The following is an 18,588-nucleotide window of genomic DNA, read 5'->3' as shown; positions in this document are numbered from 1 at the left end:
CAACCACCACAAAGGGACCAGGCACCTTTGTGGTGGTGCAGACCAGCTCAGTCCCTATGCACAAAAAGGGCGCCGACCATTACGGTCGACGCCCTTTCTTGTTAGACGCTATAAAGTCCAGCGCTTATTTGTTGACCTGGCCGGCGCGGACGGCGGCCTTCTTGCGGTCGGTGGCGTTGAGCAGGCGCTTGCGCAGGCGGATGTTCTTGGGGGTAATCTCAACCAGCTCGTCGTCGGCGATGTACTCCAGCGCCTCCTCCAGCGAGAAGGTGCGGGGCGGCACCAGCTGAACGGAGATATCGGAGGTCGAGGAACGCTGGTTGCCCAGGTTCTTGGTACGGGCGATGTTGACGACCATGTCGCCAGCCTTGCTGCGCTCGCCCACGATCATGCCCTCGTAGCACTCGGTGCCCGGCTCAACAAAAAGCTGGCCGCGCTCCTGCAGCGTACCCAGAGCATAGGCAACGGCCTTCTCGGTGGTCATGGAGATCATTGCGCCGTTCTGACGGTTGCCGATCTCGCCGGCGTAGGGACCGTACTCCAGGAAGGTGTGGTAGAACACGCCCTCGCCGTGGGTGACGTTCATGATGCGGTTCTTAAGGCCCATGATGCCGCGGGTCGGGATCTTAAACTCGAGGTGCGTCACGATACCCGAGGTATCCATGCTCGTCATGATGCCACCGGAGGTACCGAAGACCTCAACGACCTTGCCCGAGTACTCGTCCGGGCACTCAACGACGGCCTGCTCGACAGGCTCCATCTTGTTGCCGTTCTCGTCCTTCTTAAACAGAACGCGGGGACGGCCGACCTGGAACTCAAAGCCCTCGCGGCGCATGGACTCCATCAGAACGGACAGGTGCAGAATGCCGCGGCCCGAGACCTCGACGCCGCTCTTGTCCTCGAGCTCCTCGATCTTCATGGTCACGTTGTTCTCGGCCTCGTTGAACAGGCGCTCCTTGAGCTGACGGGCGCCCACGATGTCTCCGTCGCGACCGACGAGCGGGGAGGTCGAAGCCTCGAAGACGATGGACAGGGTCGGCGGGTCGATCTCGATGGGCTCGAGCTCGACGGGGTTCTCGGGATCGGTGTAGACATCGCCGATATCGGTGCGGTCGATGCCCACGACGGCGGCGATGTCGCCGGCGCCGACTTCCTGGCACTCGGTGCGGCCCAGGTAGTCGAAGGTAAAGAGCTGCTTGACGGTAGCGGTGGCGCTGGAGCCGTCGTTCTTCACAACCAGAATCTGGTCGCCCTGATGGATGGCGCCGGAATACACGCGACCGATGCCGATACGGCCAACGAAGTTGGAGTGGTCGATGGTCACGCACTGCATGGCCAGCGGAGCGTTCTCGTCAACCTCGGGCGCGGGCATGTCGTCGATGATCATATCGAGCAGCGGATACATGTCCATGTTGCCGTCGTTGGGATCAAGGCGGGCAAAGCCATTCATGGCGCTGGCGTAGACCACGTGCTCCATGGCGAACTCAAGCTGGTCGTCGGTGGCGCCCAGGTCGGCCATGAGGTCCAGGCAGTCGTTGTAGGCCTTCTCGGGGTTGGCGCCCGGACGGTCGATCTTGTTGATGACGATCATGATCTTAAGGCCGGTGTCGATAGCGTGACGCAGCACGAAGCGGGTCTGGGGCATGGGGCCCTCAAAAGCATCGACCAGCAGCAGGGCGCCGTCGGCCATACGCAGCACGCGCTCGACCTCGCCGCCGAAGTCGGCGTGGCCCGGGGTGTCGATGACGTTGATCTTGACGTCCTTATACTCGATAGAGATGTTCTTGGCGAGAATCGTAATGCCGCGCTCGCGCTCCTGGTCGTTGGAATCCAGGACGCGGTCCTCGACCTGCTGGTTGGCACGGAAGGCGTCCGTGGCACGCAGGAGCTTGTCGACCATCGTCGTCTTGCCGTGGTCGACGTGGGCGATGATGGCGATGTTCCTCAGATTGTCTACGCGCATGTAGTTCCCCTATCTTCTATCCATATACAAACGGCACGCGTATGCGGCCCGCCCAGCGATACAACGCTCAGCGGGAATATTGAGCCTTTTACCGAAAACTCGTTTATTTTAGCGATTTTAGATGAGAGGGGTTTCCTCACCTGCAGGTTCAGGGTCGCTCCACATAAAACCATCGCCGGCGCCCATGCCCTCATACAGCACATATGCCGAAAAACCGCTCTCGAGCGTCGTCTCGAAAAAGCTCACGAGCAGGGCGTCATGGTAGCCGCCATCGATCTCGACGCAGCCGGTGTAGCCGATGGCATAGCGGACGATACGGCCCAGGCCCTCGTCCTTAAGACCCATCTTGTGCTCGGAGATAAAGTTGGTGGCCGCCTCCAGGCACGCCTCTTCGCCGTCCTCGTCGAGCGCCGCCAGATAACGGTTGGAAGCAGCATCCTCAATTGCCACGACCACGCCAGGGTTTTCACCGGCGGCAAGGTCGTCCAAGAACGCGCCGATCAGATCGCACACCATGGCGTCGAGCTCGGCGGAGACGTTACCGGCATCCTGCATATCCTGTGCCATCTTTAGACCTTCCCATCGAGTCTGACGTCGTTACAGTTCTTGTGCCTCGGCGGCGATCTTGGCGGCAGCGTCGCGGGTGCGCATCATGTCCGCCGCGCGCTTGTCGAGCACCTTGATCTGACTGGTCAGCATGACTGCATCGACCACGCCCCAGATCACCAGGCCCGTAGAGATCGAAAACCCAAGCGCACCAACTGTACCACGAAGGCGTGAGCAGATTGCCGCGACAAGGGCGGAGACGACAACCATCTTGATAAACGAGCCGCGGCGCTCGCGGAGCGTGCGGGCCTGCGTCACATAGGCAATGCGAGCCGCCTCAGAAGCCTCCGAGCGCATCTGGGCCTCGCGGGCGATCGCAGCCGCCTCAGCCGACATACCGCCGGCCATCAGCGAACGCTCCGCATCCTGGCCGCCCCGCATTTAGAAGTCATCGGGCGAGAGCGTATGGACGAACTCGTCGAACTTCTCGAACTCCTGCTCGTCGTCAACTTCCTCGGTATGGGCAGAAACAGTGCCCAGGCGATTCATGATGTCGTCCTCCACAAACATGGGGGCATTGCTGCGCACGGCAAGGGCAATGGCATCACTGGGACGGGCATCGATCTTGCGCTCGTCACCATCGGCCAGTACGACAATCGTCGCGTAGAACACCGGCGGCTCGGCGCGAACGATCTCGATGCGCTCGAGCTTGGCGCCCAGGGCGCCAACAGTATCGAGCAACAGGTCATGGGTAATCGGGCGATCGGCGCGTCCGCTGTCGATGCCGCGGCTGATTGCCGCAGCCTCAAACGAGCCAGTCTGGATGGAGAGGGAGCGCAGCGGCGCGGGGGAATCCGACTTGCTGCAGCGTTCGCGAAGCACGATAAGCGATGGCACGGGACCGGCGGCCATGACGATGGTCTCTATGTCGACACGAACCATGGAACACCTCCGGTACGTAGCGGTTAACACGCGGCGGCCCGCCGCGTTGAATAGCTATACTACCCAAACTTTCGCGTAGCACACAAAATCAAAGTAGTTAATTTGGGACAGAGCTTTTTTGACTACCTTCTGTGGCTAAGAAAAAAGCCTCGAGGCAATTGCCCCGAGGCTTTTAACAGTTTTGATGGTGGACCTGACAAGATTCGAACTTGTGACCTCCCGGTTATCAGCCGGACGCTCTAACCAACTGAGCTACAGGTCCATCATGGTGGAGGTTAGGGGGATCGAACCCCTGACCTCAGGCTTGCAAAGCCCGCGCTCTCCCAGCTGAGCTAAACCCCCACGGAGACAGTAATAAACACCCCAGCGGCGACTCGGCTCTCGCTGGGGTGTTTATTGCGAAAGAAAGTGGTGGACCTGACAAGATTCGAACTTGTGACCTCCCGGTTATCAGCCGGACGCTCTAACCAACTGAGCTACAGGTCCATCGCGCAAGGGATATATTAGACGAGTCGTTACGCGCGCGTCAACAACTTTTTTGAAAATCTTTGGGAGGGATGGTCGCTGGGCTGGCGAGATGGTTTTGGTTTGCTGCTCGGACAGTCCTGCGCAAGACGAAGGCCACATTAAGTGGCCTTCTTTGCGTGCGGAACTCGCGACAAACCAAAACCATCTCGCCAGCCCAGCGACCATGGGGTCCCAAGGTTTTCAAAAAAGCGGTCGGCGCGCAGTGCGCCGACCGCCGATATATGGGGTCTGATGATTATTACCAGCTAGGGCCTCTTACTCGTCTAGGAGATCCTCTGGCATATCATTGCCGTCGCCCAGGTCGACTGGGGCCTCTTCGGTGTCGACTGCGGCCTCGGCGCCCTCGCCTTCGGGTTTTTCCTTGGCTGCCGTCATGCGGGCTACGGCGCAGATGCGGTCGTTGTCGTCGACGGTCATCATCTTGACGCCCTGGGTGGCGCGGCCAGTCTGGCTGATCTCATCGGTCTTAACGCGAATGACCGTCGCGCCCTCCGTCACGATGAACAGCTCGTGCTGCGGGCCCACCGTCTTCATTGCCGCGAGGTTGCCCTTGCGCTCGGTCATTTGAATGGTGTAGACGCCCTGGCCGCCGCGATTCTGCTCCGGGTAGTCCGCGACCGGCGTGCGCTTGCCGTAGCCGCGCTCGGTGATGACGAACAGATCACCGTTGCCGTTAGTGACTTCCATGCCCAGAACGCTCACGCCGTCCTTCATACCGATACCGCGAACGCCGCTGGTATCGCGGCCGGTGGCGCGCACCTGCTCCTCGGAGAACATGATCGCCTTGCCTGCGGTGGTGGCCAGGATAATCTTGTCGCCCTCGCGCACGCGGCGCACATTCAGCAGCGCGTCGTCGTCACGCAGGTTGATAGCGATCAGGCCGTCGCGACGGCTGCGGTCATATGCGCTCATCACGGTCTTCTTGACCATGCCGCTCTTTGTGGCAAACATCAGGTACTCGTCGGCCGGGAACTCGCGGCAGCTGATGACGCTCGCGATCTTCTCGCCCTCCTCGAAGGGCAGCAGGTTGACGATCGCGGTACCGCGCGCCTGGCGCGTACCCACCGGCAGCTCGTGCACCTTCAGACGATAGACCTTGCCCTTGCTCGAGAAGAACAGCACGTACTCGTGCGTGGACGCGATGAACATCTCATCGATAACGTCATCCTCTTTGAGGTTGACGCCCGACACGCCCTTGCCACCGCGCTTCTGGGCACGGTAGGCAGCCACCGGGATACGCTTAACGTAGCCGGTGTGGGTGATGGTCACGACCATATCCTCGTCGGCGATGAGGTCCTCGACATCCAGGTCCTTCTCAACCTGGCTGATCTCGGTGCGGCGCTTGTCGCCAAACTTCTTGGAGATCTCGCGCATCTCTTCCTTGATGACGCCCAGGATCTTCTCCTCGTGCGCCAGCAGGTCCTCGTAGTAGGCGATGGCGCGGCGCAGGCCGTCCAACTCTTCTTGGATCTTGTCGCGCTCCAGGCCGGTCAGGCGGCGCAGCTTCATCTCGAGGATGGCCGTGGTCTGCTCGGGCGTAAAGCCAAAGCGCTCGATCAGGCGGCTGCTGGCCTCGGAGTCGGTCTGCGAGGAGCGGATGATGCTAATGACCTCGTCGATATGGTCAAGGGCCATCAGGTAACCCTCGAGGATATGAGCGCGGGCCTGGGCTTTCTTAAGGTCGAAGCGGGTGCGGCGGGTGACGACGTCGACCTGGTGGTCGATGTAGTGCTGCAGCATCTCGCGCAGGCTCAGGCATTTGGGAACGCCGTTGACGAGTGCCAGGTTGTTGGCGCCAAAGGTCGTCTGCAGCGAGGTGTACTTATACAGGTTGTTGAGCACGACCTGCGGAATGACGCCCTTCTTGAGCTCGATGACCAGACGGATGCCCTTCTGGTTGGACTCATCGCGCATATCCGAGATGCCCTCGATGCGTTTGTCGTTGACGAGCTGGGCGATCTTCTCCTGCAGGGTGCCCTTGTTGACCATGTAGGGAATCTCGGTAAAGACCAGGCGGTTGCGGCCGGTCTTGGTGGACTCCACATGTGCCTTAGCACGCACGGTAATGGAGCCGCGGCCGGTCTCGTAGCTCTGCTTAATGCCGGCGCTGCCCATGATGATGGCGCCGGTGGGGAAGTCCGGACCTGGCATGATCTGCATGAGCTCGTCAACGGTGGCGTCGGGGTTGTCGATCAGGTAGCAGGTGGCCTCGATCGCCTCGGTGAGGTTATGCGGGGCGATGTTGGTGGCCATGCCGACGGCGATGCCCTGGCTGCCGTTGACCAGCAGGTTGGGGAAGCGCGCAGGCAGCGCCACGGGCTCGGCAAGCGATTCGTCGTAGTTGGGCTGCCAGTCGACGGTATCCTTCTGCAGGTCGCGCAGCAGTTCCATGGCGGGCTTTGCCAGGCGGCTCTCGGTGTAACGCATGGCCGCCGCGCCGTCGCCGTCGATGTTGCCGAAGTTGCCGTGACCGTCGATGAGCGGCGTGCGCATGGAGAACCACTGCGCCAGGCGGACCATGGCCTCATAGACCGCGGAATCGCCGTGCGGGTGGTACTTACCGATAACTTCGCCGACCGTCCAGGCCGACTTCTTGTGCGGTCGGTTGGGGTAGATGCCGCTCTCGTTCATCGCGTACAGGATGCGGCGGTGCACCGGCTTTAAGCCGTCGCGCACGTCCGGCAGGGCGCGCGCCGTGATAACCGACATCGAATACTCGATGAACGACTGCTTCATCTCGCGACCGAACTCCGAAATCTGGAGCTGGCCGCCGTTGATATCCTCGCCGGCCGAGGCGCCGCGATCGACTTCGCCAAAGCTCTCCTCGAGCTCGGCGTCGTCGTCTTCTTCCTCATCATCATCGGCATCGGGGTTATAGGCGTCCGGATCGCCGTCCTCGCCCTGCTCAGCACGGGCAAGCAGGCGCTTCAGATCATCGGGCATACCGGCATCGCCGGCCTCGTCCATACCCTCGTTATTGTTGATATCGTCTGCCACGTTACCTCCTCTTAAGCGTCAAGGAATCGTGCATCATGTGCATGCTTCTCGATGTACTCGCGGCGATAGCCGACCTCGGAACCCATCAGCTCGCGCACGGCGCGGTCCGCCACCACGGCGTCCTCGATCGACACACGCTGCAGGATGCGGGTCTTGGGGTCCATCGTCGTCGAGGCGAGCTGCTTGGGGTCCATCTCGCCCAGACCCTTGTAGCGCTGGACGGTATAGCCCTTGCGCTTTTTGGTAATCTTGCCGTCCTTGGCCTTGCCGTCCTCGTCGTTATCGTCGGGGTTCAGGCCCAGGCTCTGGATGGTGTCACGCAGGATCTCGTCTTCGGGCTGGCGGCCGTTGGGATACACGTAGTGGATCTTGTTGCGCACCTTAATGCCAAAGATGGGCGGGCAGGCAACATAGACGTAGCCGGCATCGATCAGCGGACGCATGTACTTGTAGAAGAACGTCAGCAGCAGGATGCGGATATGCGCACCGTCGACGTCTGCATCGGTCATGATGATGATCTTGTGGTAGCGCGCCTTGGTGATATCGAAGTCGCCGCCGTCGCCGGCACTCGTCGTGACGCCGCAGCCGATCGCGGTAATCAGCGACTGGATGGTGTCACTCGAGAACGCGCGATGGTCACCAACGCGCTCGACGTTCAAAATCTTGCCGCGCAGGGGCAGAATCGCCTGGATGTCTCGGCGACGGCCGTCCTTGGCCGAACCGCCTGCCGAGTCGCCCTCTACGATGAAGAGCTCGGTCAGCTCGGCATCGCGCACCGAGCAGTCGGCGAGCTTACCGGGCAGGGACGCCGTCTCGAGCAGGCTCTTGCGGCGGGTCGCCTCGCGCGCCTTGCGGGCGGCATTGCGCGCCTTGCAGGCCTGCTGCGCCTTCTTGACGATCTCGCGAGCGGGCTTAGGGTGCTCCTCGAGGTAATCGGCAAGGCCGTCGGTCACGATCTTGAGCGTCAGCGCGCGCATATAGGAGCTGCCGAGCTTGGCCTTGGTCTGGCCCTCAAACTGCGGATCGGGCAGCTTGACCGAGATAACGGCCGAAAGGCCCTCGCGCACATCGTCGCCGGTCAGATTGGCGTCTTTTTCCTTGAGCAGGTTCTGCTTGCGCGCATAGTCGTTGATCACGCGGGTGAGCGCGGTGCGGAAGCCCTCAAGGTGCATGCCGCCCTCGGGGGTGTAGATGTCGTTGGCAAACGACATGACGTTCTCGCCGTAGCCGCTATTCCACTGCAGGGAAACCTCAACCTCGCCCATCTTGGCCACAGGTGCGTCCGGGTCCGATTTGCCCTCGATGTAGATAGGCTCCTTAAAGGCCTCGGGGACGTCCTTGCCCTCGTTAAGGAACTTGACGAAGTCGATGATGCCGCCCTCGTAGCAAAACTCCTCCACGTGGGGAGTAGACTCGCGCTCGTCAGTCAGCACGATTTTGAGGTTCTTATTGAGGAACGCCGTCTCCTGCAGACGGTTGTGCAGCGTATCGAAATCGTAGATGCATGTCTCGAAGATCTCGTCGTCGGGCCAGAAGGTGACGGTGGTGCCCGTCGAATCCGAGGTGCCCACGACCTCCATCTTCTTAACGGTCTTGCCGCGCGAGAACTCCATCTCGTAGGTGTTGCCGTCGCGACGAACCTGAACGACCACGCGCTTGGACAGTGCGTTGACGACGGAGATGCCAACGCCGTGCAGGCCGCCCGAAACCTTATAGGCCGAGTTATCGAACTTACCGCCGGCGTGCAAGATCGTCATGACGACCTCGAGCGTCGGGATCTTTTTAACAGGGTGCTCGTCGACGGGGATGCCGCGCCCGTTGTCGACGACCGTGATGGAGTTGTCGGCGTGGACCGTCACCTGGATCTCGGTGCAGAAACCGGCCATGGCCTCGTCGACGGAGTTGTCAACGATCTCCCACACCAGGTGATGCAGACCGCTGGCGCTCGTCGAGCCGATATACATGCCCGGGCGCTTACGAACGGCCTCGAGACCTTCGAGAATCTTAATCTCGCCGCCATCGTAATCGTTTTCGTTTGCCACACGTCCTCCTTCAGTCAAGAAAATGTGTACAGCCTTACTAGTTTATCGTAAAAAAATACCCTCGGGAACGAGGGTATTTGGCTCTACAAGGCCACCAGATGCGATTTAAGGCTCTTTTTTGCTTTCTACGCCCTTGGCCCACTCGGCACTGGCTCTCATGGCATTCTCGAGGGCCTCGCGCAGTTTTTGGTCTTCGATGGGCGCCACTTGGCGCTCAATCTCGGTGCGCTCGGCCTCACTTAGGTCGGCGTGCGGGGCCGGCGGGCGCTCGGTCGTCGCCGGGCGCAGGCGCTGCTTGGCGGCGGGCGGCGTGTGACCCGGCGCGGTGGTTTTGAACACCAGGCCGTCCACATGCGCACCGGCGCGCTCCATGCGCGCGCGGATGATCTCGCGCAACAGCGTCATTTCCTGCGTCCACGAGGGCGAATCGAGATATACCAGCAGCTCATTGGACTCGGGCAGGTAGCGCAAGCCCGTCACATGCCGCCCCTCGCGCGTGCCCGAGCACACCGCGTTCCACGCGCGATAGACCGCGCGCGACTCCTCGGCAGCCTCCATCTGCGCGCGGCGCTCAGGTGTCGCGGCCGCCAGGATGCGCTGACGCTCTGCGTTCAAAAATCCACTGAAGGCAACCGTTTCGCTCTCGCGCTCGTAATTAGCACGTCTCACCCATGCTCACCACCTTGGCTCGATCAAGCAGGTCATCGGTAAAATACCCCAGGTTGGTCGTGGTTATGACCGTCTGGATATCATCGCCGATCAGCCGCAGAAAAGCACCGCGGCGTTCGCCGTCGAGTTCGCTCATCACGTCGTCCAAAAGCAGCAACGGGGCGGTGCCCAGGACATCGCGAGCCACGGCCACCTCCGCCACCTTCCAGGCCAGAACCAACGTTCGCTGCTGACCTTGGCTGGCAAATGAACGGGCGGAGCGACCCGCCACGGTAAACTCAATCTCATCGCGATGCGGTCCCACCAACGTCACGCCGCGGCGAATTTCCTCGTCGGCGTGCTCATCAAGGGCAGCCAGCATGCGCTCGTACGCCCAGCCCTTCAGCTCTTCGCGATCATCGACCTGGGGCAAATCCCCCAGCGTGGACGTATAGGTCACGTTGGCAGCCTCACCGGATGCCACTTGCCCGTAGGCAGTGTGCACATGGCCCGCCAGCCGGTCGAGCAGGGCCAACCGGTGCACAAGCAGGGCCGAGCCCGCGCGGGCAATCGAATCGTTCCACGCGCCGAGCATCTCGCGACAGCACCAGGTCTCCTTGAGCAGGGCGTTACGCTGGGTCACGCAGCGTCCATAGGTGCTCGCAAGATCGGCATAACGTGCGCTCAGCTGCATGCCAAAGTCATCGAGGGCGGCGCGGCGCACACTGGCGCCTCGCTTAACCATGTCCAGATGGTCGGGGCAAAACAGCACGCTCGGCAGAGCCCCGCGCACACCGGCGGCAGAGCACCTCTTGCCGTTGCGGCTAAACGAGCGCTTACCGTCCTCCACGCTCAATCCCATATCAAGCACGCGGCCGTCGCCCTCGAGCCTCAGCTCGACCTTGCACGAGCCCACGCCATCATGGACGAGCTCGGCTGCGGTCGGATGCCTAAACGAGGCGCCGCTCGTCAGCAGCTGCAGCGCCTCTATGAGATTGGTCTTTCCCGCCGCGTTGGGTCCCGCAAGTATCGTCACGCCCTCGTCCAGGGCAAGGCGATAACTATCGAAGCTGCGGTAGTGCGCGACGGAAAGATCGCGGGCGAACATGGTCATAGGGCGGTTGCTAGATGCGGACCGGCATAACCAGGTACAGGTAGTTGATCTTGTCGTAGGACTTGAAGATGCCCGCCTGCGAGTAGCTCTTGAGCTCCAGCGTGATCTCCTTCTCCTTGGACAGGGCATTGAGGCAGCCGAAGATGTAGTGGTAGTTGAAGGCGATGGTGCCCGACTCGCCCTCGGCCTCGACATCGATCGTCTCCTGCGCAAGGTCCTGGTCATTGGAAATGGAGGACAGGCCCATCTGCCCGTTCTCGACATCGATCTCGAACTTGACGGCGGGGTTGGCGCTCGCGATAACGGCCACGCGCTTGAGGGCGGCGTTAAAGGCGGCGACGTCAATCTTGACGCTCGTCACGCACGAATCGGGGATGAGCTGCTTGTAGTTGGGGTACACGCCCTCGATACGACGCGACACGTAGGTGGTGTTGCCGGCCTCAAAGACGACCTGGGTGTCGGTAGCCCCGATCATGATGGTCGCCTGGCTGGCCATGATGTTCAGTGCGTCGTTAAAGGCGTCAGCCGGAACGTTGAGCTCAAAGGAGCCCTCGAGGGTCGAGGTCTCGACCTGCGTATCGCACACGGCCAAGCGGAAGGAATCGGTCGCCACCAGGCGCACGGTGTTGTTCTCGACCTTCATGTGCACGCCGCCCAGGATGGGGCGAGCCTTGTCGGTCGAGGTGACGCGCCACACGCGGCCGACCATCTCGGACAAGATATCGGTCGGCAGCTCCACGGCACTCTCGATGGCATAGGCCGGAAACTCAGGGAAGTCATTGGCATCGAGCGTGTTCAGGCGGAACGAGCTCTTCTCGCAACTGATCAGCACCTGGCGCTCGGACAGCTCAAAGGTGACCGGGGCATCGGGGAGAGTCTTGGTGATATTGGAGAGCATCTTACAGGGGATAACCATCTCGCCCTCTTCTTCGACATGCGCCGCGATGCGATGACGGATCGAGATGGTGTAGTTAGAGGTCTGGAATTCCAAGATGCCGTCTTGCGCCTTGACGAGCACGCCCGACAGGATGGGAAGGGTGGATGCCGAAGCGACACCCTTCATAACGACGCCGATGGCTTGTGTAAGCGAGCTCTGGCTGACGGTGAACTTCATCTTTTAATACCTTTCTATAGATATAAATATCTTAATAATAGTAATAGCACTGACGAAACTGTTGATTACTCACAAAGACGCAGGTCAGACCCAGAAAGAGAATCGACAGCAACCTGTGTGCAACAGGGGTGGTTTTCCACGTTCAAAACCTGCGCAAAACTTTTCATCACCGCGGATTGGGTTTTAGACACCTTATGCCCGTGGTTTCGACAAGTTTTCAACAGGTGTCTCTATTTCCCTACGAGCGTAGTGTAATTTTATCGCGCAGCGACTTGAGGTCTTCGGTGACGGTGCGGTCTTCCTGGATCATCTTCTGGACCTTTTTGTAACTCGTGCTGACGGTCGAGTGGTTGCGGTTGCCAAATTCGGCGCCTACCGCCGTGGTCGTCATCTCGCACATTTCGATGGCCAGGTAGATAGCGATATGGCGTGCTTTGGCGATATTGGCGTTGCGACGCGGGCCGATGAGCTCCTCGTGCGTCACGCCGTACTGCTCTTCGATGACGGACTGAACCGTTTGCACGTTGATCTTTTTGGCCGATGTGTCGAAGTACTGGCTGGCGATGGCGTCGATATCGTCAAAGGTGAGCTCCCCGCCCTCGCGCTCGCGGTCGCCCGCCTCGCCGGCGCAGCGCTCGCAGAAGCTCTCGAGTTCGCGGATGTTGGTGCCCGACACCTCTGCCATGTGCTTAAAGTGCTCATCGGTCAGGTGCCCGCCGTCGCCCCCGTAGGCCGCCAACAGTGAGTCGTCGCCTGCCTCGGGAGCGGCGACGATGGTGTTCTCGTAATAGCGCTGCAAGATCTTGTATTTCATCTCGTAGCTGGGCTCTGCGACCAGGCAGAGCATGCCGGCGTTGAAGCGGCTGGTCAGGCGCTCGTCCATGCTCAGGTCCTTGGGGGCGCGGTCTGCCGCGATGACGACCTTCTTGTTGTTGCGGATGAACTCGTCCATGAGCTGGAAAAAGTAGTCCACGCTCGCGCGCTTGCCGATGATGTTTTGGATGTCATCGATGATGAGCACGTCCACGCCGTGGTACGCCTGCATGATGGGGGCGTTGCTCTTCTTTTGGCGGTCGAACTCGGTCATCAGGTCGTCCAGATATGCCTGGGAGTTGGCATACTTGACCTTGATCTCGGGCGACTTCTCGGCGAGCTCGTTTTTGATGGCAAGCAGCAGGTGCGTCTTGCCCAGGCCCGATTTGCCGTAGATAAACAGCGATGTGCATGTGCCGCGCTCGTCCGCGAGGGCGGCAAACTTGAGTGCCGAGCGATAGGCATGGCTGTTCTCGGGGCCGTAGACAAAGTTCTCAAAGGTAAATTTTGAGTTCGCGGCGAGCGGGGCTCCATCCGTATTCTGCTCGGCCGGCACGGTCGGTGCTGGCATGGGCGAAGCGGGGGTCGCAGCTTGCGTGGATTTAGTCGGCGCTCCGCCCTTCATCTGGTTCATCATGCGACGAAAATCGTCGGCCGAGAGCGTGTTCTTGATTGCAATGCCCGAATCCGCGCCCGCCGCTGCGTCGTGAGCGATGGGCATGTGCGTGACGGGTGCGTTCGTTGACGTCGCTACCGCGGTCGGCAACGGCGCCATGGTTTCACGGGAAACATCGCTGTGCTGGTGCTCGATTGTCGGCACGTCGCCTGCGGAGGCCGGCACCGCCGGGGAAGCAGCGGGAGCCGTGGCGGGCGCCGTCGCGGCAGCGGATTCCGTCGCGGCGCCTTGCGGTGCCACGATGTCGAGCGCAATCGGCGCAAAGGCGATTTCTTCTAGATAGGCCTCAATAGTCGGCTGATGCTTTTTGAGCTGCGCGATGGCAAAGCGCGAGGGGGCCTCGATCGTGAGCGTATCTTCGGTCAGGCTTATGGCGCGCGATTGCCCCAGCATGTTGATGAGGCGTGCATCTTGGCCGTCGCGCTGACAAAAGGCGATGGCATCCCCCAGGATGATGCTTGCTTCCTCGTCCACTGTCTCTCCCGTTCTTTAGCTCTGAGCTCGCACGCGAGCGGCGCCGAGTTCGGTCAGATGGTATTTCTGGCCATGCTTGATGACCAAGCCGGCCTGCGCCAAGTCATTGAGCGTGCGTGACCAAGTGGGGGCCGAGTTTCCAAACGCCCTCGCCAGATCGGTTGCACCGCACGCTTGATTTTGCGCCAGATAGCCCAGCGCGGCGTTGCCGCGGTCGCTTACGAACACGTCCGGTTGTGGCTGCGCATACTGATTTGCTGCATTAGGATACATCATTTGAGCTGCTGGTTGTTGAGAACTCTGCATCGGTGGCATTTGCTGTTGAAAACTTTGAGGCCACTGTTGGTAAGGCTGCGGAGGCATCTGCTGGGCCCAAGGGCTGTACTGCTGCTGCGGCATCTGCTGGTACGGCTGCTGATATCCCTGCTGGTACTGCTGCGGGAACTGCTGGCCATACCCCAGTGGCGGCATCTGCTGATATGGATATCCCTGTTGGTACGGCTGATAGCCCATTTGCTGGCCACCCGGTGCCCCCGTCGCCTGCTGCATTGCTGCTGCATCCTGATCCGCCAGCGGCACGGTCTCTGGCATGTTTGGCGGCATCGACATCGATGTCGCCTGGGGCTCTTGTGTAGGAAGCATTCCGGGATGCTGCATCTGCCCCACGGGGGGCTGCATCTGCTGCGTTGCCATGGGCTGCTGCGCAAAAGCTCCCGGCAGGGGATATGTGGGCTGCTCCGTCTCGGGCCGCACGGAAGCACCGCGTCCGCCGGCGCGCTCGATTTCCTGCACGCGTTTAGGGTCCAGGCTTACCGTAACCACGGTGCCGTTGCCCATGTTGTCCTCGATGGATACGGCACCGCCGGCGTTTTCCAAATACTCCTGCACCATGGGAAACCCTGCTCCGGTTCCACGGATATAGCGCTTCATCTTGCTGTTTGCGCTGGTAACGCCAAAGTCGAAAGCACGTTCCTTGTCGTCGATGCCGGGTCCTTGGTCAGCAAAGCGGATGGTGTCTCCGCCGTCCAGAATCGAGATGATGGGCTCGGCAAAGTGTGCGTGGATAAAGTTTTCGACAATCTCGCGGATGACCATGAGCGAGATATGGCCACCTTGTTCTTTCATGCACTGGTAGACGGTGTTGGTCGTCTCTTCCAAATACGTGCGGACATCTTGCGGATCAATGACGATCACCCGCGGTGTCGACAGCATGTCGTCATAGACGGCGATGCGCGCGGCGTACATGGCTTTTGGCGCCTGCGTGGTCGTCTGCTCGCCTTCCGCACGCTCTTCGCGCACGCCGGTGATGTGCTCGTTGTCGGGTGCCGGGTCTCCGGAATCGACCATGGTGTAAAAGTCGTCAGACATGCCGCTCGCAATCTTTCAAAAGGTTTCGAACAAATAGTAGCTCACCGTGCAACGTTTCTCATCTTTCGACAACTTTTCAAAACTTGTTGAAAACTTTGGAAAACGGGCGAAAAGTTCTCAACATTGCCAACATGACCTGTTGAAAACTCGATGAAATATCGTGAAAGGTTGCCATGAGGCGCAAATTTCGGTTGTGCTTATGGGGGAACCGTGTGAACTGCGCAACCTTTTACCTTTGATTTCTTGACATTTGAACATTGATTTCCCTACAATCTTCAAGCTCACGTGTCTATATCTGCGTCCGCGTCCCCGCGGACACTCGAAATGCAGCAGGAGGAACTTAAGATGAAGCGTACGTATCAGCCTAATAAGCGTAAGCGTGCCAAGACCCATGGCTTCCGTGCCCGTATGGCCACTAAGGGTGGTCGTGCCGTGCTCGCCCGTCGTCGCGCCAAGGGCCGCAAGCGTCTCACTGTCTAGCAGCGATACACACATCTCGCATGAAGACTATTAAGTCTCGGCAAGATTTCGAGCATGTGTTCAGTCAGGGGCGTCGTTTCAATCACCCTCTGATTCGAATGACCATATGTGAATCGGTTGGCGAAGGCGACTCCGGAAGGGTCGCCTTCGTTGGTGCTAAGCGACTCGGTTGTGCCGTCGTGCGCAACCGATCTAAGCGTGTGATGCGCGAGGCCGCCCGCAGCTGCGGATTTCCCGTTGCGGGTTATGACATCATCTTGTTTGCAACTCCCAAGACGAGGGTTTCCTCGCCGCAGGAGATGGACAAGGCGTTGCGTTCGCTTATGAAGCGCGCCGGCGTTGCCGGGGAGGAGCGATGAGCAATCACGTTTTGCGACGTGTTGCCATCGCTCCTATTCGCATATATCAACAGGTTATTTCGCCCTTATTGCCTGACGCCTGCATTTATTACCCAACGTGCTCGCAATACGCCATCCAGGCGATTGAGAAGCACGGTGTTTTGAGAGGCTGCTGGCTTGCCGTGAGGCGCATCGCTCGTTGCAATCCCCTGCACGTCGGCGGTTATGACCCTGTGCCCTAGCGGGCACTCGCTATCGGAGGAAAACTTACATGTGGGATTGGATCGTTAACATCCTTTTCGAGCTGCTCAAGCTCATCCAGACCTTTGCGGTCGACTGGGGCCTGTCCATCATCATCCTGGTGGTCATCATCCGTCTGCTGCTGACGCCGCTCATGCTCAAGTCGACCAAGTCGACGGCTCGCATGCAGGTGCTGCAGCCCAAGATGCTCGAGATCCAGGAGCGCTATGCCGACGATCCCCAGCGTCAGGCCGAGGAGATGCAGAAGTTCTACAGCGAGAACAAGTTCAACCCCATGGCTGGCTGTCTGCCGCTGCTGATTCAGATGCCTATCCTGTTCGCCCTGTTTACATTGCTGCGCAACCTGCCGCAGTACTTTAACGACGGCACGTTCTCGTTCTTCAACATCCTGCCCGACCTGACCACCACGCCGAGTGCTTCCTTTGCCGATGGCTTTATGGTTGCACTGCCTGCGCTGGTTTGCCTGATCCTGTTCGCCGTTCTGACCCTGATTCCGCAGCTCTATATGTCGCGCAACCAGACCGGCCAGCAGGCTCAGAGCATGCGTATGATGGCCGTTGTCATGACGGTCATGATGCTTTGGATGGGCTGGAGCCTTCCCGTTGGTGTTCTGCTGTACTACGACGTCTCGTCTGCTTGGCAGGTTATCCAGCAGATTTTTGTGACGCAGAAGGTCATCGACAAGGCGAAGGCCGATGAGGAGGAGCGTCTTAAGAACGCTCCGCTGCAGGTTGAGGTCACTCGTCGAGAGAAGAAGCCGCGCCCGCACAAGAAGAAGTAGTGGGATATCAATCTTATTTAGGTACCTAACTTTTGGAGTACGTTATGTCTGAAGAGATCATCGAGGATATGCTTGAGGAGGTTGCCCCGCAGGTCGCGGGCGATTATCCCGAGATTGCACAGCGCTACAAGGCTGGTGAAGAGCTGACCGATGAGGAGCTCGACACCATTGCCGATGTTGCTATTTCCATCCTGCGTTCCATCCTTTCGCACTTCGATGCCGCCAACTCTCCTATCGATGAGTATGAGGGCGACGAAGGTGAGCTGATTTTGGATGTAACGGCTCCCGACCTTGCTGTTCTCATTGGCCGTCATGGTCGCACCCTTGATGCCCTTCAGGTTATGTTCTCTTTGCTGGTGAGCCGCAAACTTGGCTTTAGGTATCCGGTTGTAGTGGACGTCGAGGGATACAAGAGCCGCCGTCAGGACAAGGTTGCCTCCATGGCTCAGTCTGCTGCCGAGCGTGCCATTCGCACTCATAAGAGTGTTTCGCTTCCGCCCATGAATGCCTACGAGCGTCGACTGGTTCACATTGCACTTCGTGGCAATGATGCCGTCGATACTCATTCTGAGGGTTCTGACCCTGATCGCCATGTGGTGATTGTTGCTCGATAATCTACTCGAGTTTATGCTAAGGGGACGTGGTTTCCACGTCCCCTTTTTTGTCAAAAGTTCTCGATACGCTGATTTTTGTCAGAAAGGAGCTTTCGTTGTTAGTACTTACTGATCAGCAAGCTGACGAGATGTTGAGTCGTCTAGCTTTCTATTGCAAAGAGTATTCCTTGAGCGTAACTGATGTTGAGCTGAGGAAATGTATTCAGCATTTGGATTTGGTTCTAGAAACAAATAAGACAACCAATCTCACCCGTATTCTTAACGTAGAAGATGCTGCAGTACTTCATATCCTCGACTCACTTGTTTTGCTCCCCTATATCAACAAGGCTCCTGAGGGAGCTTTGCTCGATATGGGAACAGGTGCGGGCTTCCCTGGTATTCCATTAACCATAACCACGCATCGTAAAGCTACTTATATTGACTCTGTTGGCAAGAAGGTTGATGCGGTAAATTCCTTTGTCCATGCTCTTGGATTGAAACATGCCCATGCGGTTCATGATCGTCTTGAAGAATATGCTCGGAGCCATAAGAAGCAGTTCTCTGTTGTAACCGCCCGCGCACTGGCCCCTCTACCGATTCTTGTTGAATATGCGGCTCCGTATCTGAAGGATGGAGGTCTATTTGTTATAACCAAGGGCAATCCTTCGGATGAGGAGCTTGCTTCCGGCATGTCAGCAGCTAAGATTTGCGGCTTCACTTTGCTTCTGAATGACGCAATTGATTTGCCTGAAGGCTTGGGTCACAGGGAGTTCATTGTTCTTAAGAAGAGTCATCCAGCATCTGTCTCATTGCCTCGTGCAAATGGCGTGGCAAAGAAGAATCCGCTTGCCTAGATGTTTCACGTGAAACATAATGGATACTAACAACTTGCAGTGTTTCACGTGAAACA

Annotated in this window: 17 protein-coding genes and 3 tRNA genes; 6 read left to right on the top strand and 14 right to left on the bottom strand. The window is 59.1% G+C overall.

Features of this window, described 5'->3' with window-relative positions; translation table 11 throughout:
• Positions 1-124: 124 nt before the first annotated feature.
• The 14 genes from typA to LCQ44_RS03240 all read right to left on the bottom strand — a co-directional run bounded on the left by typA (position 125) and on the right by LCQ44_RS03240 (position 15,225).
• Positions 125-1,963 carry a translational GTPase TypA gene (typA, locus tag LCQ44_RS03305; RefSeq protein WP_055287536.1) on the bottom strand — a complete coding sequence of 613 codons (1,839 nt, stop codon included), beginning with the start codon at positions 1,961-1,963 and terminating at the stop codon, positions 125-127.
• A gap of 117 nt (positions 1,964-2,080) precedes the next feature.
• A complete protein-coding gene (locus LCQ44_RS03300) occupies positions 2,081-2,530 on the bottom strand; it encodes a hypothetical protein (protein WP_055287538.1) in 450 nt (149 codons plus the stop codon).
• A gap of 30 nt (positions 2,531-2,560) precedes the next feature.
• Positions 2,561-2,905, bottom strand: coding sequence for a hypothetical protein (locus tag LCQ44_RS03295; RefSeq protein ID WP_225094053.1), 345 nt, complete (start codon positions 2,903-2,905; stop codon positions 2,561-2,563).
• A gap of 45 nt (positions 2,906-2,950) precedes the next feature.
• Positions 2,951-3,451 (bottom strand): bifunctional nuclease family protein, encoded by a 501-nt coding sequence (locus LCQ44_RS03290; protein WP_055310297.1) that lies wholly within the window; start codon positions 3,449-3,451, stop codon positions 2,951-2,953.
• A 185-nt stretch (positions 3,452-3,636) separates the two neighbouring features.
• Positions 3,637-3,713: transfer RNA gene (locus LCQ44_RS03285), tRNA-Ile, on the bottom strand.
• Between the two features lie 4 nt (positions 3,714-3,717).
• Positions 3,718-3,793, bottom strand: a tRNA-Ala gene (locus LCQ44_RS03280).
• A 67-nt stretch (positions 3,794-3,860) separates the two neighbouring features.
• Positions 3,861-3,937 (bottom strand) — tRNA-Ile (locus LCQ44_RS03275).
• A gap of 297 nt (positions 3,938-4,234) precedes the next feature.
• Positions 4,235-6,946: a DNA gyrase subunit A gene (gene gyrA / locus LCQ44_RS03270; protein WP_117746868.1), complete on the bottom strand. Its 2,712-nt coding sequence runs from the start codon at positions 6,944-6,946 to the stop codon at positions 4,235-4,237.
• Positions 6,947-6,987: 41 nt separating this feature from the next.
• Entirely contained in the window at positions 6,988-9,018 is a 2,031-nt protein-coding gene (gene gyrB / locus LCQ44_RS03265) for a DNA topoisomerase (ATP-hydrolyzing) subunit B (protein ID WP_022094340.1), read from the bottom strand.
• A gap of 105 nt (positions 9,019-9,123) precedes the next feature.
• Complete coding sequence (locus LCQ44_RS03260) at positions 9,124-9,687, bottom strand: DciA family protein (protein ID WP_117746866.1); 564 nt, start codon at positions 9,685-9,687, stop codon at positions 9,124-9,126.
• On the bottom strand, positions 9,674-10,780 hold the full coding sequence (gene recF, locus LCQ44_RS03255) for a DNA replication/repair protein RecF (RefSeq protein ID WP_117746865.1): 1,107 nt from the start codon (positions 10,778-10,780) through the stop codon (positions 9,674-9,676). The genes LCQ44_RS03260 and recF overlap by 14 nt, the downstream gene beginning before the upstream one ends.
• Before the next feature lie 10 nt (positions 10,781-10,790).
• Positions 10,791-11,894, bottom strand: a complete 1,104-nt coding sequence (gene dnaN, locus LCQ44_RS03250) for a DNA polymerase III subunit beta (RefSeq protein WP_006236186.1) — start codon at positions 11,892-11,894, stop codon at positions 10,791-10,793.
• A 238-nt stretch (positions 11,895-12,132) separates the two neighbouring features.
• On the bottom strand, positions 12,133-13,857 hold the full coding sequence (locus tag LCQ44_RS03245) for a DnaA ATPase domain-containing protein (protein WP_117746864.1): 1,725 nt from the start codon (positions 13,855-13,857) through the stop codon (positions 12,133-12,135).
• A gap of 15 nt (positions 13,858-13,872) precedes the next feature.
• On the bottom strand, positions 13,873-15,225 hold the full coding sequence (locus LCQ44_RS03240) for an ATP-binding protein (protein WP_117746863.1): 1,353 nt from the start codon (positions 15,223-15,225) through the stop codon (positions 13,873-13,875).
• 345 nt (positions 15,226-15,570) lie between these two features.
• Here LCQ44_RS03240 and rpmH point away from each other — a divergent pair, with 345 nt between their 5' ends.
• From rpmH to rsmG, 6 genes are all read left to right on the top strand, one after another.
• Complete coding sequence (rpmH, locus tag LCQ44_RS03235; RefSeq protein WP_019127408.1) at positions 15,571-15,705, top strand: 50S ribosomal protein L34; 135 nt, start codon at positions 15,571-15,573, stop codon at positions 15,703-15,705.
• 20 nt (positions 15,706-15,725) lie between these two features.
• Entirely contained in the window at positions 15,726-16,064 is a 339-nt protein-coding gene (gene rnpA / locus LCQ44_RS03230) for a ribonuclease P protein component (RefSeq protein ID WP_006236191.1), read from the top strand.
• Positions 16,061-16,285, top strand: a complete 225-nt coding sequence (yidD, locus tag LCQ44_RS03225) for a membrane protein insertion efficiency factor YidD (RefSeq protein ID WP_082222962.1) — start codon at positions 16,061-16,063, stop codon at positions 16,283-16,285. The genes rnpA and yidD overlap by 4 nt, the downstream gene beginning before the upstream one ends.
• A 29-nt stretch (positions 16,286-16,314) precedes the next feature.
• Positions 16,315-17,085, top strand: a complete 771-nt coding sequence (locus LCQ44_RS03220; RefSeq protein ID WP_006236192.1) for a YidC/Oxa1 family membrane protein insertase — start codon at positions 16,315-16,317, stop codon at positions 17,083-17,085.
• A 44-nt stretch (positions 17,086-17,129) separates the two neighbouring features.
• Complete coding sequence (locus LCQ44_RS03215) at positions 17,130-17,699, top strand: Jag family protein (protein WP_022093802.1); 570 nt, start codon at positions 17,130-17,132, stop codon at positions 17,697-17,699.
• Between the two features lie 167 nt (positions 17,700-17,866).
• Positions 17,867-18,532 carry a 16S rRNA (guanine(527)-N(7))-methyltransferase RsmG gene (gene rsmG / locus LCQ44_RS03210; protein WP_225094052.1) on the top strand — a complete coding sequence of 222 codons (666 nt, stop codon included), beginning with the start codon at positions 17,867-17,869 and terminating at the stop codon, positions 18,530-18,532.
• The last annotated feature ends 56 nt before the right edge of the window (positions 18,533-18,588 follow it).

This window comes from Collinsella aerofaciens (assembly GCF_020181355.1).
GTDB lineage: Bacteria > Actinomycetota > Coriobacteriia > Coriobacteriales > Coriobacteriaceae > Collinsella.
This window is presented reverse-complemented; position numbering and strand designations above follow the sequence as displayed.

What these genes read in the sequence shown, in the direction of transcription:
- rnpA (WP_006236191.1), top strand. Translation starts at nt 15,726, where the DNA reads ATGAAGACTATTAAGTCTCGGCAAGATTTCGAGCATGTGTTCAGTCAG.
- dnaN (WP_006236186.1), bottom strand. Translation starts at nt 11,894, where the DNA reads ATGAAGTTCACCGTCAGCCAGAGCTCGCTTACACAAGCCATCGGCGTC.
- LCQ44_RS03290 (WP_055310297.1), bottom strand. Translation starts at nt 3,451, where the DNA reads ATGGTTCGTGTCGACATAGAGACCATCGTCATGGCCGCCGGTCCCGTG.
- LCQ44_RS03300 (WP_055287538.1), bottom strand. Translation starts at nt 2,530, where the DNA reads ATGGCACAGGATATGCAGGATGCCGGTAACGTCTCCGCCGAGCTCGAC.
- LCQ44_RS03220 (WP_006236192.1), top strand. Translation starts at nt 16,315, where the DNA reads ATGTGGGATTGGATCGTTAACATCCTTTTCGAGCTGCTCAAGCTCATC.
- LCQ44_RS03215 (WP_022093802.1), top strand. Translation starts at nt 17,130, where the DNA reads ATGTCTGAAGAGATCATCGAGGATATGCTTGAGGAGGTTGCCCCGCAG.
- typA (WP_055287536.1), bottom strand. Translation starts at nt 1,963, where the DNA reads ATGCGCGTAGACAATCTGAGGAACATCGCCATCATCGCCCACGTCGAC.
- yidD (WP_082222962.1), top strand. Translation starts at nt 16,061, where the DNA reads ATGAGCAATCACGTTTTGCGACGTGTTGCCATCGCTCCTATTCGCATA.
- gyrA (WP_117746868.1), bottom strand. Translation starts at nt 6,946, where the DNA reads ATGGACGAGGCCGGCGATGCCGGTATGCCCGATGATCTGAAGCGCCTG.
- recF (WP_117746865.1), bottom strand. Translation starts at nt 10,780, where the DNA reads ATGACCATGTTCGCCCGCGATCTTTCCGTCGCGCACTACCGCAGCTTC.
- LCQ44_RS03240 (WP_117746863.1), bottom strand. Translation starts at nt 15,225, where the DNA reads ATGTCTGACGACTTTTACACCATGGTCGATTCCGGAGACCCGGCACCC.
- rpmH (WP_019127408.1), top strand. Translation starts at nt 15,571, where the DNA reads ATGAAGCGTACGTATCAGCCTAATAAGCGTAAGCGTGCCAAGACCCAT.
- LCQ44_RS03295 (WP_225094053.1), bottom strand. Translation starts at nt 2,905, where the DNA reads ATGTCGGCTGAGGCGGCTGCGATCGCCCGCGAGGCCCAGATGCGCTCG.